Annotated in this window: 5 protein-coding genes; all 5 read right to left on the reverse strand. The window is 64.6% G+C overall.

Going from position 1 to position 16,508, the window contains the following annotated elements; genetic code table 11:
* Window positions 1-27 precede the first annotated feature (27 nt).
* The 5 genes from opgC to PZ895_RS03720 all read right to left on the reverse strand — a co-directional run bounded on the left by opgC (window position 28) and on the right by PZ895_RS03720 (window position 16,411).
* Entirely contained in the window at window positions 28-1,215 is a 1,188-nt protein-coding gene (opgC, locus tag PZ895_RS03700; protein WP_275837701.1) for an OpgC domain-containing protein, read from the reverse strand.
* A 249-nt stretch (window positions 1,216-1,464) separates the two neighbouring features.
* Window positions 1,465-3,240 carry a glucan ABC transporter ATP-binding protein/ permease gene (locus PZ895_RS03705; RefSeq protein ID WP_275837941.1) on the reverse strand — a complete coding sequence of 592 codons (1,776 nt, stop codon included), beginning with the start codon at window positions 3,238-3,240 and terminating at the stop codon, window positions 1,465-1,467.
* Between the two features lie 215 nt (window positions 3,241-3,455).
* Window positions 3,456-11,975, reverse strand: coding sequence for a glucoamylase family protein (locus tag PZ895_RS03710; RefSeq protein WP_275837702.1), 8,520 nt, complete (start codon window positions 11,973-11,975; stop codon window positions 3,456-3,458).
* A gap of 210 nt (window positions 11,976-12,185) precedes the next feature.
* A complete protein-coding gene (locus PZ895_RS03715; RefSeq protein ID WP_275837703.1) occupies window positions 12,186-15,263 on the reverse strand; it encodes an efflux RND transporter permease subunit in 3,078 nt (1,025 codons plus the stop codon).
* Window positions 15,260-16,411, reverse strand: a complete 1,152-nt coding sequence (locus tag PZ895_RS03720; RefSeq protein WP_275837704.1) for an efflux RND transporter periplasmic adaptor subunit — start codon at window positions 16,409-16,411, stop codon at window positions 15,260-15,262. The genes PZ895_RS03715 and PZ895_RS03720 overlap by 4 nt, the downstream gene beginning before the upstream one ends.
* Window positions 16,412-16,508: the final 97 nt, after the last annotated feature.

The following is a 16,508-nucleotide window of genomic DNA, read 5'->3' on the forward strand; positions in this document are numbered from 1 at the left end:
GGCTTTTTCATTTTCCGGGAGAGGCGTCTATCGACGCTGCGCTTGGCTGCTCCGTACAGGGACTGGTGCAAGGTCGCGTCCGTGCAAGACGACGCGCTTGGGCTCGCGCGCGGCCTGCGCGTTCTTGAGCAGCCGGCGGTACCACTCGATGTAGTAGGCAAGCGCGAATTGTAGCGCGATGCCGGCGGTCACGATGACGATGTCGGAAAAAACCGTCGGGGCGAAAACGCCGCGCCAGGCTTGCGCCCCCATCGACAGGATGGTGCCGACGACGAAGACCGGAAGCGCATGACGCCCGAGCATCGCCAGCGGATTGTCATGGCGTGTTCGGAAGAGGTTCGAAAGCTGCGGGAGCGCATAGAGAAGATAGCCGGCGGCCAGAACATGCAGCATTCGCGGCAGCGACAGGAACGTCTTGTCGAAGCCGGTGAAGATCTTCGGTAGACCCATCGAGATGTCGATGCCCCAGAGCGGGACGCGCACCCACAGGAGAGCGGTGACGAGATAGAGCACTGCCGCGCCGACCAGCCAACGATTGACCGGCAACGCACCACCGCGCTTGACGTGCATCATGACGGCCATGCCGATGACGAACAGGAACTGCCACGAGAACGGGTTCAGGAACCAGTAGCCGCCATTTGGGAACTGCGGTGGTGCGATCGGCAGCAGACCGGCGACCATCCACAACAAGCCGGATGCGACGACCATCCAGCCGATGCTCAACGTTCCGATCATGAGGAACAGCGGCAGGAGCAACAGCACGATCCCGTACATCGACAGGATGTTGTTGTAGCCGAGCTGGTGGCCGAGCGTGACGATGCCGACAAGCGAAGCGGCCGTGTCGGTGACGACCGGCTCGATATTGATCTTGGCGAGCAGATGCGGTGCGCCGAAATAGAGCGCAAAGAACGAGAAGATCCCGAGCGTCGCCATGGTGGTGCCGAGTTGTGCGATGTAGAGAACGCCAGCTCGCCGCCATGTCTTCAGGGTCGTGATCAGGCGATTGCCGGCCTCGAATTTCAGCCCGTATGCCAACGCCGCCGAGACGCCGGAGATCAGCACAAAGGCTTCCGCGGCATCGGAAAAGCCGAAATTCTTGTGCGTGATGACCTCGATCGGATTGCCCGGAACGTGGTTGATGAAGATTGAAAGCAGGGCGACCGCGCGGATCACGTCGATCCTGGTATCTCGAACGGGGGTCTTGGCATTCATCATGCGAATAGATTCCAACGGTGCGAAACGGATTCATGCCGCTTCGCAAGCCAGGCGTCCCTTCCTGAGGTGAAGACACCGCTCTGGCAGCACCGCCGGGGGAAAGTTGCGGCAATGCTCGAAGCATATCGTCAACGCGTTAATTACCCAAAGCGATCCTCCCGGAGGATCACGTTTCGCTAAACTTCGTTTCAGTTGGCGCTGAAATGAGCGGAACCGCCATTTGGCGGTCCCGCCCTGTGTGGGCTCGGATCAGGCCGCTTCGATCGACGGCGCCAGGCGGAAGGAGCGGCGCACTTCCTCGTCGTTCAGGAGTCCGCCAGCGCGCAGCAGGCCGGCGAAGCGGCCATTGCTCTGCGCGAGTTCGCCAAAGCCGCCCATCTCGACGATGCGGCCGCGATCCATGAAGATCACCATGTCCGCGTCGCGAACCGTCGACAGACGGTGGGCGATGACGAAGGTGGTGCGGTTTTCGCGCAACCGGTCGATCGCCTGCTTGACCTGCTCTTCGGTCTCCACGTCCAGCGCGCTCGTCGCCTCGTCGAGGACGAGGATCGGGGCATCCTTGAGGATGGCGCGGGCGATCGCGATGCGCTGCCGCTCGCCGCCCGACAACTGCCCGCCGCGTTCGCCGACGATCGTGTCATAGCCCCCGGATTTGCCCAGGATGAATTCCTCGGCCGCCGCCGCGCGGGCCGCATGGTGGACGTCGCCGTTCAGCGCGTCCTCGCGGCCAAGGCGGATATTGTCCTCGATCGAGCGGTTGAGCAGGCCCGCATCCTGGAACACGGTCGCCATCTGGTGGCGCAGCGAGTTGCGCGTGACAGTGCGCGTATCGATGCCGTCGACATAGATCGCGCCGGATTGCGGATCGTAGACACGCTGGAGAAGGTTGATCAGCGTCGTCTTGCCGGCGCCCGTCGGGCCGACGATCGCGACCGTCTGTCCGGCGCCGATTGAAAACGAGATGTCGCTCACGCCCTCGCTCGTGCCGGGAAAGCGGAAATTGACGTTGTCGAAGACGACATTGCCCTCAACGCGGTTGAGAACCCTTGCATCATGGGCTTCCACACGTTCCTCGACCGAATCCTCGATCTCGTAGAATGCTTCGAGCTTGGCACGCGCCTCGAACACCTGATTGACGAAACCCGTCACCTGGTCGAGGCGGCTGATGAGAAGCGTGGCGAAGCCGGTGAAGGCGACGACGTCGCCGATCCTGAGTTCGCCGCGCGAGACAAGCAGGGCGCCGATGATCAGTACCACCATCATCGAGATGGTCGAGGACAGACGTTGCAGCGCGCTCGCCAGCGCCCACCAGTCGAGGACGGGATGCTGGGCGCCGATCAGGCGGCCGATATGCTCCTTGAGTGCCTGCGTCTCCTGCTGGATGCGGCCATAACTCTGGAGCACCGAGACATTGGAGACCGAATCGCTCACATGCGCGAAGACCTTGTGGTAGTGCTGCTCGACCTCGGCCTGACCTTCCTTGGTCTTCTTCATGACAAGGCGGCTGATCACGACATAGGCGACGCCGAGGGTGAACAGCACCATCGACATGCGAAGGTCGAGCGAGATCGCGGTCGGGACGAGAAGCACGAGGGCGACGGCCGTCGACAGATGCTGACGCATGAATTCGAGCCACAGGCTGAACAGCGCCTCGACTGCCCGCAGGAGCGTATGCAGCGAATTGGACGTGCCTCGCTTGGAGTGCCAGGCGAGCGGCATCGTGATGACGTTCTCGTAAGACCGCGCAAGGACGTCGCCGCGCACGGCATGGGCGAGCCGGTCGGCGCCGCGCGAGACGAGTACGAAGGCGACGACGTTGAACACGCCGAGGCCGGCCCACATGGCCAGCGCCGGCGTCACGTCCGCCTTCTCGGAAATGGCGTCGATGATTCTGCCGAACAGGATCGGCTCGGCAATGGCGACGATCGCCAGCAGGACGTTGGAACCGCAAATGACGGCGACCTTGCCGCGGGCGGCGGCAAGATAGGTCAGCGCTCTCCAGTACACTTCCACTAGGGACACGGCATCAGGCCTTTCAAATTCCATGGTGCGCCGCAACATAAATGACGCTACGGCAGGGTGCGGTTCTGAACAATCGGGTATGTGGGGGACGGGTTGCGATTTTCGCTACAAGAAGAGCGAATGGTCGTTACTTTCCGTGATGCTTTAACAATCGGAAATGTTTGATCAATTGGGATCGTGCGCCGAAAATGCGGTACCAATGCGGCGCATGATGCCTAGCCCAATTCACCGTTTGCGACGGTAACGACGACCTCGTGATGGCCCTGATCGGAAAGCTTTATTTGCTGCACTTGCGTTCCGTCAAGAACAATCGATTCGGCTGATCCGCGGTTGATCGAAATCCGGTACTCGGCCTGTCCGAACCGCATTTTCGCGTGGAATCCCGGCCAGTTGGAGGGAAGACGCGGCGCGATCGAAACCGTCTCGCCCGCCCGTTCGATGCCGAGAATTCCCTCGACGGCGGCCCGGTAGAGCCATCCCGCCGACCCGGTATACCAGGTCCAGCCGCCGCGACCGGCGCGCTCGGCCTGCGAATAGACATCCGCCGCCACGACGTAAGGCTCGACGCGATAGCGATCCGCTGCCGCGCGATCGGCAGCGTGATTGACGGGATTGATTATGGAAAACGCCCGGTACGCGTCATCGCTGCGACCGAGCGCCGCAAGGGCCAGCACAAACCACGTCGCGGCATGGGTATATTGCCCGCCATTTTCGCGCACGCCGGGCGGATAGCCCTTGATGTAGCCAGGCTCCTTCGGCGTGTTCTCGAAGGGCGGGGTGAAGAGCTGGATGAGGCCGTTCTCGTCGTCGAGCAGCCATTCCTGCGCGCTCGTCATCGCCTGGTTCGCACGTTCCTTCGGTCCGAAGCCGGACAGGACAGCCCAGGATTGGGCGAGCGAATCGATCCGGCATTCGTCGGACTGGCTGGAGCCGAGCGGCGAGCCGTCGTCGAAATAGCCGCGGCGATACCATTTGCCGTCCCAGCCGGATTCCTCAATGGCGATCTTGAGCTGGTCGAGATGGCGGCGCCACGCCTCGGCGCGGCGTGTATCGCCGCGTTCGTCCGCGATGGCCGCGAAGTCCCGCAGCGTGGCGGCGAGGAACCAGCCGAGCCAGACGCTTTCGCCGCGCCCCGCTTCGCCGACCCGGTTCATGCCGTCGTTCCAGTCGCCGCCGAGGATCAACGGCAGGCCGTGCGGTCCGGTGCGCCTGACGGCAAGATCGAGCGCTCGCGCGCAATGTTCGTAGAGCGACGCGCTTTCCTTCGACGGCTGCGGCGTGAAGAACGCATCGTGCTGGCCTTCCTGCAACATCTCGCCTTCGAGGAACGGCAAGTTCTCGTCGAGGACGGCCGCGTCCCCAGTCACGGTGAGGTAGCGATGCGTGCCATGCGCCAACCACACAACGTCGTCCGAAATCATGGTGCGAACGCCGGCGCCCGAGCGCGGCAGCCACCAGTGCTGCACGTCGCCTTCGCGGAACTGGCGTCCGGCCGCGTTGAGAATTTGCGCGCGGGCGAGCGACGGGTCGTGCAGGAGAAGTGCGAGCGTATCCTGCAACTGGTCGCGGAAGCCATAAGCGCCGCTCGCCTGGTAGAAGGCGGCGCGCGCGCGGATGCGGCAGGCGAAGGCCTGATACGGCAGCCAGGTGTTGACCAGCGCGTCGAAGGCCGGATCGGGTGTCTCGACCTGCAACGCTTCGGCGAAATGCCGCCAGCTTTCGCCGTTGCGCTCAAGGCGCTCATCGAAGGATTGCTGGCGATGATGCTGGACGAGACTGCGCGCCTCGGCGAGCGAACCCGCATCGCCCATATAGAGCGTCAGCACTTCCTCGGTGCCGGCGCCGATGTCGATGTCGAAGGCGATGGCGCCGCATATGTCGCGTCCGGCCTCCGCCGTTCGGGATAGGGATGATCCCGAAACGACTGCCGCCGGCCGCTCCGACGAGCCGCGCAGGCCGAGAAACTCGGCTCGGTCGCATGTGAAGGACTGGAGCGGCCGGTCGCCGGCCAGAAACGCGACGCGGTCGCCATAGTCGAGATGGTAGGGATTGGCTGCCGTCACCATGTCGACGGTCGCGTCGAAGCCCGGCACGGTGGTCGCGCTGGTCCGCGTTCGGTTCACGCCCATCACCCATTCGACATAGGCGTAGACGCGCATCCGCTTCGGCGCATCTCCACGATTGGCAAGCTTCAGGCACGAGATGCGGACAGGGTCGGTCGGGTCGACGAGATGCGTCAACTCCGCTGCAATGCGATTGCGCTCGACCGAGAAGATCGACACGCCCTGGCCATGCCGCGCCTCATAGATCAGCGACGGATCGCGCAGGAGCGATGCAGCCGGTGCGAATGCCTCGCCCGTATCGCGGTCGACGACATAGAGCCCTTCGCCCGGCCGGTTGGTGACGGGATCGTTCGTCCAGGGTGTGATCTGGAAGTCGCGGCTGTTGCGGCTCCAGGTGAAGCCAGCGCCCTCGGCCGAAACGTGGAAGCCGAAACTCTCGTTGGCGATCACGTTGATCCAGGGCTGCGGTGTGTGCCGCCGTCCGTCGAGCCTGACGACATAGGTGCGGCCCTCGTCGGCAAAGCCGCCATAACCGTTCCACATGGCAAGCCCGCTTCCATCGGCTGCCGCCACAGGCGCCAGCCGCGCGGCGGGCTTGGCGGCTTGCGCGGGCGCCAGCGCCCGGCGTTGGCCGAGTTCCTGATGGGCGATGGCCTCGGCGCGGTCGATCTGGTCGAAGATCGTGCCATTGCGCGTGTGCAGGACGACGCGCGCGACGGCAAGCAGCGTCTTGTAGGTGCGCTCGTCCATCAGGTCGCGGCGCACTGCGAAGATGTGCTGGCGGGGGCCGAGTTCGCGGCCGCGCATCCGGCTGTTGTCGCAAAGCTGCTCGATCGCCTGCTGTAGATCCTGCACGTAGGAAGACGCCTGCTCGTTGACGATGACGAGATCGGCAACGAGGCCGTGCGTACGCAGATATTCCTGCATTCGCAGGGCGGAGGCGACGATTTCGAGATCGGCGACGTCGGCGATCCGCAGGGCGAAGATCGGGAAGTCTCCCGAAATGCTGGTCGGCCAGAGTGTGCTTTGCGAGCCAAGTCCCTCGACGATCGCTTCCGACGGCGCGCGTAGCGCCGGGTCGGGATAGAGCAGATAGCGCGCGAGCCTCTGGACGCCGGCGGCATCCGCCAGCGACAGGCCGACATGGCGGGTCTGCACCTGCGAGCGCGTCCAGGCGAGCATCGCCTGGCGTTCGAAGGATTCGGGATTGTCGAACCGTGTCGCCGCCGCGCGCGCATCATCCTCGCTCGCCGTCACGACGGTCCAGAAGGTCAGCGAGACTTCCTTGCCGGCCGGCACGCGCACCTTGCAGCGGATCGACAGGACCGGGTCGAGCGTGAATCCATCCTTGCCCTCGAAGCTTGCATTGCGGTCGAAGGCGGCGGGATCGACGATCGAGCGGCCGCGCCCGAGAAATTCGCGACGGTCGGTCTGGGCACGCGCCTCGCGTGAGATGCCAGCGCCCGCGGTGACGAAATGGGCGAAGGCGACGTCCGCCTCGCCGGGCGCGCGCTTGTTGCGCCGCGCCAGGATCAGGCTGCCCTCATTGGCGATGGTCGTCCTGACGAACATCTTGGAAAAGGCCGGGTGCGCCTGGTCGCTCGCTTCCGGCGCCAGCGCGAGTTCCCCATAGGAGGTGATTTCGAGATGCTGGTCGGCATCGCCATTGTTGGAAATGGTGATCCGCCGCGCTTCGCCGTTCGCCTCGGAGGTAACGATCGCCTCGACCTTGGTCGTGATCGGGCCGACGCGCTTCATGAACGTCGCCTTGTCGTCGCTGAAGATGGCTTCCGTGCGCTCGTTCTCCGCCGCCTTCGGGTCGCCGGTGGCAGACCACCATGCGCCGGTCGCCGGGTCCGAGACGAAGATGAACGTGCCGGAACGGTCCTCAACCGGATCGCCCGACCAGCGGGTGACGGCGATGTCGCCGCAGCGGCTGTAGCCGGTCCCCCTGGCCGTCAGCATGACGCTGTAGTAGCCGTTCGACATCAGGCTGGTCGCCGGCAGGGCGTGGACCGGGTCTGCGACGACGCGGATGTCCGAACTCGTCTCGATCTCCTCCGCAGTCGACCGGTCGCCTGCTTCCGCGCGGGCCTTGGTGGCCGGCACGTCGCGCGGCGCCTTTTCCTGAAGCAGCAATTCGGCCGCCTCGATCACCGCATCGGAATGGAAGCGGTCGCGCATCCGTCCTTCGAAGACGACATTGGAAACGGCGACGATCGACATGCCGGTGTGATGGGCCATGTAGTTGCGCACCACGGCGCAAGGAGCGCCGGCCGGAACGCGCGTCGGCGTGAAATCGATCGCGTCGTAATAGCCGTAGCGCCCGCGCCCGCCGATCGCCTCGAGTTCGGCAAGGTTCAGCACCGCCTCGCGCGGCTTGAACTGGGCGGCGAGCAGCGTCGCATAGGGCGCGATGACGGTATTGTGCGCCAGGCCGCGCTTGAGGCCGAGGCCAGGGACGCCGAAATTGGTATACTGGTAGGTCATCTCGCGGTCGCGCGCATTGTAGGCGCTCTCGGAAATGCCCCACGGAATGCCCTTAGAGCGCGCATAGCGGATCTGGCGGGCGATGATGAGATTGCTGGTCTGGTTCAAGATGCCGCCAAGCGGCTCCTTCATGACGAGCGGCGGCATGAGGTATTCGAACATGGAGCCCGACCAGGAGACGAGCGCGCCCGAAAAGCCGACAAGCGTCACCGGACGACCGAGCCGCATCCAGTGGTCAGTGGGAACGTCGCCCTTGGCGATGGCAAAGAGGCTCGTCAGCCGAGCCTCCGAGGCGAGGAGGTCGTAGCAGGCTTCGTCGAGCTGGCGCTGATCGACGCGGTAACCGATCGAGAGCAGCTTGCGGTCGCCGCGCAGCAGGAACGAGAAGTCCATCTCGAAGGCGAACTGACGCGCCCGATCGCGCAGCGCGATCAGGTCGCGGCGAAGCGCGGTGACATGCGCGTCCTCGATATGCGAGTCCGCGATATGCGACTGGCAAGTCGCTTCGAGCTTGTTGGCCCACAGCGCCAGCGTCTCGCTGGCATGGGAGCCGATTTCCTCGTCGATGGAGCGCGCCAGCTTGCGGATGTCGGCCGCCAGCACGGCCAGGTTGATTGTGCGGATTGCGGCCGTCTCCGGCTCGCTGCGGATCGTCTCGACCGCCCGCTGCATTCCTTCGATGCGCTCGCGCAGCCTTTGGCGCAGCGGACGCAGCGGACGGCGGTCGTCCGGCAGTTCATCGAGGCTTTCCTCGAGGATCGTCACGCAGTCGAGAATGCCGTTATAGTCGCCCTGAAGATGGGCGGCAGGTGCCTGGGCCCAGATGTTGCAAGTGGCGGCGACGGTAACGAGATGACCCGCCAGATTGCCGCTGTCGACCGAGGAGACATAAAGCGGCAGAAGCGGCTTCAGCGTCTGCGTGTCGTACCAGTTGTAGAGATGGCCGCGATGGCGCTCCATACGCTCGATGGTCGAGATGGTCTTTTCCATCTGCCGCACGGCATCGGCCATGCTGATCCAGCCGAAATCGCGCGCCGCGACGATCGAAAGCAGATAGATGCCGATATTGGTCGGCGACGTGCGCGGTGCGACGACCGGGGAGGGAATCTCCTGGAAATTGTCCGGTGGCAGGAAGTTGTGCTCGGCCGTCACGAAGGTCTCGTAATAGAGCCAGGTTCGGCGGGCGGCAGTGCGCAGCTTGGCGGCATCGGCGGGAGTGACGACGAGTTGGTCTTCGGTCTCCGCGGATCGGCTGATCAGCCAGGCAAAGCTTGGAGCGCCGGCCCAGAACAGGAAAAAGATGCCGGCCACGATGACGCCGGTGCGCTCGCCGATGACGGCGATCGCAAAGCCGATCAGCGCGATCAGCAGGGAACCGACCATCATCGCATGGTAGGTCGACAGCGTCTCGCCGCCGCGCGCCGCGTCCGAGGCGGTGCGCCATTCGAGCAGCTTGCGACGGGTGAAGAAGACGCGGGTGAGCGTGCGCATGATGGCGTCGGCAGACGCCCATGCCTGATGCGCGATGAGCACGACCTTCAGCACGACCTGAGCCGTCGCGAATGCGAACTCGCGCGCCAGCGCCGAGAAGTGACTGCGCAGCGTCGCCTCGGAATTGCGCGGCATCAGCGCGTCGACGATGGAATAGGTGAGCGCGAGGACGAGGCTGAGGATCAAGAGCGCCTGCCACTGCGCGGCATAGGCGAAGGGCAGCAGCGTCCAGCCGGCGATCGAGGCCAGCACCCAGGAGATCGGCGTCAGCGAGCGGCGCAGATTGTCGATCATCTTCCAGCGCGACAGGCCCGGAACCCCCGAGCGGGGATCGAGGATGAATGGCAGAAGCTGCCAGTCTCCCCTGATCCAGCGATGGTTGCGCGATGCATCGACCGAATAGCGCGTCGGATAGTCCTCGATCAGTTCGACATCGGTGACGAGCCCGCAGCGAGCCCATGCGCCTTCGAGAAGGTCGTGGCTGAGGACGGCGTTTTCGGGAATCCGGTCCTTGAGCGCGGCTTCCATCGCATCTACATGGTAGAGGCCCTTGCCGGTGAAGGTGCCGGCATCGAACAGATCCTGATAAACGTCGGATACCGCGAAGACGTAAGGGTCCATGCCGCGATTGGCCGAGAAGATGCGCTGGAAGAACGACGCCTCGTTGCCCGTCGTCAGCGACGGCGTGACGCGCGGCTGGAGGATGCCGTAGCCAGAGAGAATGCGGCCCGTCTTCGCGTCGATGACCGGCCGGTTGAGCGGGTGGGACATCTTGCCGACGAGCTTGGCGACGGCGTCTCGCGTCATGCGCGTGTCGGCGTCGAGCGTCAGCACATATTGCACGTTTGTCGGCAGCGGTGTCGTTGGCGCGATGAAGGTCGTGTCGAGATCGCCGCGCAGAAGCGCGTTGAGTTCGTGCAGCTTGCCGCGCTTGCGCTCCCATCCCATCCAGACGCCTTCGGCCTCGTTGTAGAGCCGGCGGCGATGCAGGACGTGGAAGCGCGGCCGGTCGTCGCGCGGATAGCGCGCGTTGAGCGCCGCGACGCGCTTGCGCGCATAGTCGAGGATCTCCATGTCCTCGCCGGTCTGCTCGGACTGGCTGTCCCGCCAGTCCGACAGGATGGCGAAATCGAGCTCTCCTTGCATGTTGGCGAGATAATGCACTTCGAGATTGTGAAGCGCATCCTCGACGTCGTCGCGCGAGCCGATCAGGATCGGCAGTGCGACCAGCGTGCGCGCATGGCCCGGAACGCCGTCCTTGTATTCGTAGCCGATCAGCCGCGTCGGCTCGACGAGAAGCGAGGCGATCGTGTTGAAGAGGCCGAGCGCCGCTTCGCTCGCCGGCAGGAAGAAAAGGGCGAGAAGCAGCGTCACCGCGAAGGTGGACAGACCGATGCCCTCCAGCGTGAAGCCGACGGCGGCGAGCAGCAGGCCGGTCAGAATTGCGGCCGGAAGCACGATCCCGATCCAGCCCGTGCGCTTGTAGAAGCGGCGCACGCGACTTGGCCATTTCGGCGCATAGCCGATCGCCTGTTCGAATTCGGGCCGCCGGGGGCCGACGACGAAAAGCCCGATGTCGGGACGGGTCTGCTGGCCGATCGCGATGGCGCGGTCCTGTGCCATCGCGATCGCCCGCTCGGTCACGTCGCGTTCGGAAAGGTCGGTCCCGGCGGCCAGTTCCTCGATGGCGCGGCGGTACTGGTCGCGGGACTGGAAGTCGAGGTCGGCGAAGTCGGTATGTTCGCGCAGCGTCCGGTCGACATGGCTGAGTTCTTCGAACCATACGGTCCAGTCCGTATCGTCGACGAGCCTCAACCCCTTGATGATGTTACCGGTGGTGACGTTGCCGGCGGACAAGGTCGCGTGCTCGCGCCGCGTGACTTCCTCCGCGTCGAGGTCGAAGCGCTCCAACTCGGTCTCCAGCCAGCCAAGCGCGCTGGCGGCATATTGCGTCCCGTCGCGCAGGCGAAAGAGCAATTGCGTGGCGAAGGTCGTGTCGCGCGCATGGGCCTCATAGGTCCCGAGCACGCGCAGTTCTTCTTCCACGGAACCCTGCGCGAGCGCCTCGTCCGCCACCGTGTTGGCGACGGCGCGCATCTGATGCGCGCGTTTTACCCGCACGGCGAGCCGGCGCAGATTTTCCACCAGCACGAAACGCAGGAGCGAAGGCAGCGCCCACAATTCGCCGATCGACAGCGGATCGACCTCCTGGAAGGCCGCGACCATGGTCTCGAAGCCGGCAACGGAGATCGCGCTATCGCATTGCGCGACATAGGTCCAGGCAAGGATGAGCGCGCGCGGCACCTGGCGCCCGTCCGGCAGCGTCATCAAGGGCAGCTTCCTGAAGAAGCGCGGCGGCAGGTCGCGCCGGATCTGAAGAATCGTGTCCTCGACGAGATAGTGATTGTCGAGCAGCCAGTTGGCGGCCGGCGTCACCGGTTCACCATTCTGCTGCGCGGTGCCCAGATAGGTCACGACGGCCAGAATGGTGTCGGCGTTCTCGTTGGCGCGCTGGCGCAAATCGAGTTCGAAGAGGTCGAATTCGGCCTCGAAACGGCCGGCCGCAAGGTCATGGCCGAGCGCGTGAAGCGTCAGGTCTTTTGCGGGTGTAAAGCGAATGGGCGTATCGACTGCGGCAGGCAGAAGCGGAGCGGCGTCGCGGATGCGGGCCGGATCGGTCTGGATGTTCATGCTCTACAAGAATCCGTCTAAGCGCTGTCAAACGCCCGACACATATCGGGCGGACGCTAAACCGATTCAAGCGCGATTGGTTTCGTCGGCGTAAGGGGGAGGCTGCTACACAATTCATTTCGGGGCGACATGGAATACCGCCCCTCATGCGAAAAGGCTGCTTCAATTTTGGGAGCCGCCTTTTCACTCAGGACCAGATTGCCGGCGTTTCTACTCCGCCGGCTGCGGCGAACCGTTCGCGACCGGTTTGCGCGTCGCCTCCGAGCGCTCCTTCGAGGTGATGAAGGTGTAAAACATCGGCACCACGAACAGCGTGAAGAACGTGCCGATCAGGAGACCGGAGAAGATCACCAGTCCCATCGCCTGGCGAGCTGCGGCGCCCGCGCCGGCAGCGATCATCAGCGGGATGACGGCGAGCGCCAGCGCGGCGGTCGTCATCAGGATCGGGCGCAGGCGCACCGTCGCCGAATAGACGATCGCCTCGCGGATCGACATGCCCTCGTCGCGCTTCTGGTTGGCGAACTCCACCAACAGGATGCCGTGCTTGGTGATGATGCCGATCAGCGTGATGAGGCCAACCTGGGTATAGATGTTCAGCGTCCCCAGCCCCAGATTGAGCGGCAGGATCGCGCCGAAGATCGACAGCGGCACCGACATCAGGATGATGAACGGATCGCGGAAGCTCTCGAACTGTGCGGCGAGCAGGAGATAGATCACCACGATCGCCAGCGAGAAGGCGATAAGGATCGTGTTGCCCTGCTGCACTTCCAGCCGCGACTGGCCGGAATATTCGATGAAGAACGAATCGGGCAGCGCCGCCTGCGCAAGCTCGGTGATCGTCTGGAGACCCGCGCCCGTCGTGATGCCGGGCAGCGGCAGGGCGGAGATGGTTGCCGAGTTCAACTGGTTGAACTGTTCGATCGCCGCCGGCGCGGCATTGGTCGAAATCGTGACGACCGATGACAGCGGGATCATCTCGCCGGTGGTCGCGCGGATGAAGAATTCGCCGAGCCTTTCGGGGTTGTCGCGGTATTCCTGCGGGACCTGGGTGATGACGTCGTAGCTGTTCGACTCGCGATCGAACTGGGCCACGGCGCCGCCGCCGACGAGCGCGCCGAGCGTGGTGCCGACATCGCTCACGGGTATGTTGAGCGCGGCGGCGCGTTCGCGGTCGATGGTGACCGTCACCTGCGGCGCGTCGAAGGCGAGCGAATTCTGGACGACGATGAACTGGCCCGTCGCCTCCGCCTCGCGGCGGATCTGGTCGGCCACTTCGTAGACCTGGCTCGGATCGCCGGTCGACTGGATGATGAGCGAGATCGGCAGGCCGCCGCCGGCCCCCGGCAGCGAGGGCGGCGCGAAGACGAGCGCCTCGACGCCGTCGACCGTGCCGATCCGCGCCTGGATGTCCTGCTGGATTTCCGCCTGGCTGCGGTCGCGGTCGGCCCAGTCCTTCAACGCCCAGACGACGAAGCCCGAATTGGTCTGGCCGCCGAGCCCGACGATGGAAAAGCGCGAGCGTACTTCCTCGAGGTCGCTGGTCGCCGCCTCGATCTGGTTGGCGTAGCCCGAGGTATAGGGCGTCGTCGCATAGCGCGGTGCGGTGACGAGCGAGAAAAGCGCGCCCGAATCCTCCTCGGGCGCGAGTTCGCTCGACGTGTTGAAGAACATGAAGGCGGTCACGGCCACGAGCGCGGCCGAGATGAAGAGCGTCACAGGGCGATAGTTCAGCGAGCCCGACACCATGCGGCCGTACCAGTTCGACAGGCGGTCGAAGGTGCGATCGACGAAGATCTGGAAGCGGCTGTGCCCGCCCGCCTTCAACAGCCGCGCCGACATCATCGGCGTGATGGTCAACGCGACGATGCCCGAGATGACGACGGCCCCGGCGAGCGTGAAGGCGAATTCGCGGAACAGCGCACCCGTCAGGCCGCCGGTGAAGCCGAGCGGCATGAACACGGCGACGAGGGTCAGCGTCATGGCGACGATGGCGAGCGAGATTTCCTGCATTCCCTTGATGGACGCCGCCATCGGGGACAGCCCTTCCTCGATGTGCCGGTGGATGTTCTCGACGACGATGATGGCGTCGTCGACCACCAGGCCGATGGCGAGGACCATGGCCAGAAGCGACAGGAGATTGATGGAATAGCCCATCATCAGGAGAAAGAAGCAGACGCCGATCAGCGACAGGGGGATCGTCGCCACCGGCATCAGCACCGAGCGGAACGAGCCCAGGAACAGGAGGATGACGACCACCACGATCGCGACCGCCTCGGCAATGGTGATGAACACCTCGTCGATCGAGGCGCGGATCGTGTCGGTGGCGTTGTAGACGAGCGAAACGTTCATGCCGTCCGGCAGCGTCGCCTGGATGGCCGGCAGTTCGGCATTGACCGCATCCGCCGTATCGAGCGGATTGGCCGACGGCGTCGGAAAGATGCCGATGAACGTGCCCGGATTGCCATTGAAATTGACGACCGTGTCGGTGTTCTCGGCGGCGAGTTCGACGTCGGCGACGTCCCGCAGCCGTACCACCTCGTCGCCGTCCGATCGCAAGGGCAGGGCGCCGAAGGCTTCCGGCGTCTGGAGCGTCGATTCGAGCGTGATCGAATAGGCCACATATTCGTTGCGGGTCTGTCCAGGGGCCGACAGGAAGTTCGAGGCATTGATCGCGGCAAGCACCTCCGACGCCGTCACGCCGCGGCTGGCGAGCCGAATCGGGTCGATCCAGACGCGCATCGCATAGTTCGCCGCGCCGAGGATCTGGACTTCGGCGACGCCCTCGATGGTGGACATGCGTGGGCGGATGACTCGTTCGAGATACTCGGTGAGTTGCTCGGCCGTCATGTTCTCGTTCTGGAAGGCGAGATACATGATGGCGAATTGCTGGCCGGTGCCCTTGACGATGACCGGGTCTTCCGAAGCCGAGGGCAGTTGTCCGCGCACCTGCTGGACCTTGGACATGACCTCGGTCAGCGCGACGTCGGGATCGGCCCCGAGTTGCATCTGGACCGTCACCGTGCTCGATGAGGGGCGGCTCGCCGAGGTCACGTAGTCGATGTTTTCTGTCGTTGCGACCGCGGAGGCGATCGGCGCCGTGACGAAGCCCTGGATGAGTTCGGCGCTGGCGCCCGGATAGACGGTGTTGATGGTGACCACCGTCTCCTCGACCTCGGGATATTCCCGGATCGACAGGTTGAAGAGACCCTGAAAGCCGAGGAGGAGGATGAGCGCGCCGAGGACGGTCGACAGGACCGCGCGGCGGGTGAAGAGTTCGGAAATGTTCACTGGTCGCTCTCCGCAGCTTCGACGGGCACGTCCTCGCCGGCCGGCGCGTCTGCTTGCGGGCTCAGCGTGACCGGCGCGCCGTTGGACAGCCGGTTCTGGCCGGCCACGACGACGCGGTCGCCGGCATTTACGCCTTGCGTCAGTTCGACGAGTTGGCCGTTGCGTCGCCCGGTCTGGACGAAGACCTGCTTGGCGACGAAGCGTTCGGCTTCGCCCTCGGCAGGTTCCTGCGCTTCCTCGGGCGCGGCGACGACATAGACGAAATCGCCGTAGAGGCTTGTGGTCACCGCCGTCTGCGGCAGGGCGATGACGTCGTTTTCGGCCGGCAGTTCGACGCGCACGCGCACGAACTGGCCCGGATTGAGCGCGCCTTCCTGATTGTCGACCTCGGCACGGACGCTGACGAGCCGGGTCTGCGGGTCGATGCGCGGCTCGATGCCTGTGATGGTGCCGGACGCGACGGTGCCGCCGGCTTCCGTTGCGATGTTGACGGTCTGGCCTATCGACAGGCGTCCGAGCTGCTGTTCGGGAACGGTGAAGTCGACCCGCAGCGTATCGAGCGCCTGCAAGGTCGCGACCGTCGTTCCGGCCGAGATATACTGTCCGACCTCGACGCGGGGCAGGCCGATCATTCCGGAAAACGGCGCCTCCAGCGCCTTCTGGCTGAGAACGGCCTGCAACCTCTCGATCTGCGCGCGCGCGGACGATGCGGCGGCCTCGGCCTCCTGCACGGTGGATGCCGAACTGACGCCGCGATCCGACAGCGTCTGCGCGCGTTCGAGCGCCTGGGTGCTGACGTCGACCTGCGATTGCGCGGCAACGATCTCGGCCCGTTCGATCGTGTCGTCGATCTGGACAAGGAGATCGCCTTGGTCGATTTCGTCATTGGCGCGGAAATTGACCTTGCGCACGACGCCCGTGGCCTCGACGGCGAGGTCGATGCCCCGCGCGGCGTAGACGGTGCCGATCGCCTCGATGCCCGGCTGCCATTCGGTCGGCTCGACGATCACCGAAGCCACCGGGAAAGCCGGCGCCTGCCTGTTGGCGAAGAAGTCCTGGATCGCCTGGTCGCGGAACATGTTGAACCCGACGATACCGCCGACGACGATCGCGACGAAGACGAAGGCAATGAGGAAACGTTTGATCATCGGTGGGCCCGTGACGAAGCTGGATGGCGCTCGAATGCGCTATGATACATGGAGGACTTGCAATTGTGCGGCGCATTACTGTACCGTCCGGACGGTA

Origin of the sequence: Mesorhizobium sp. YIM 152430 (genome assembly GCF_029210365.1) — a bacterium.
Classification (GTDB): Bacteria; Pseudomonadota; Alphaproteobacteria; order Rhizobiales; family Rhizobiaceae; genus Aliihoeflea.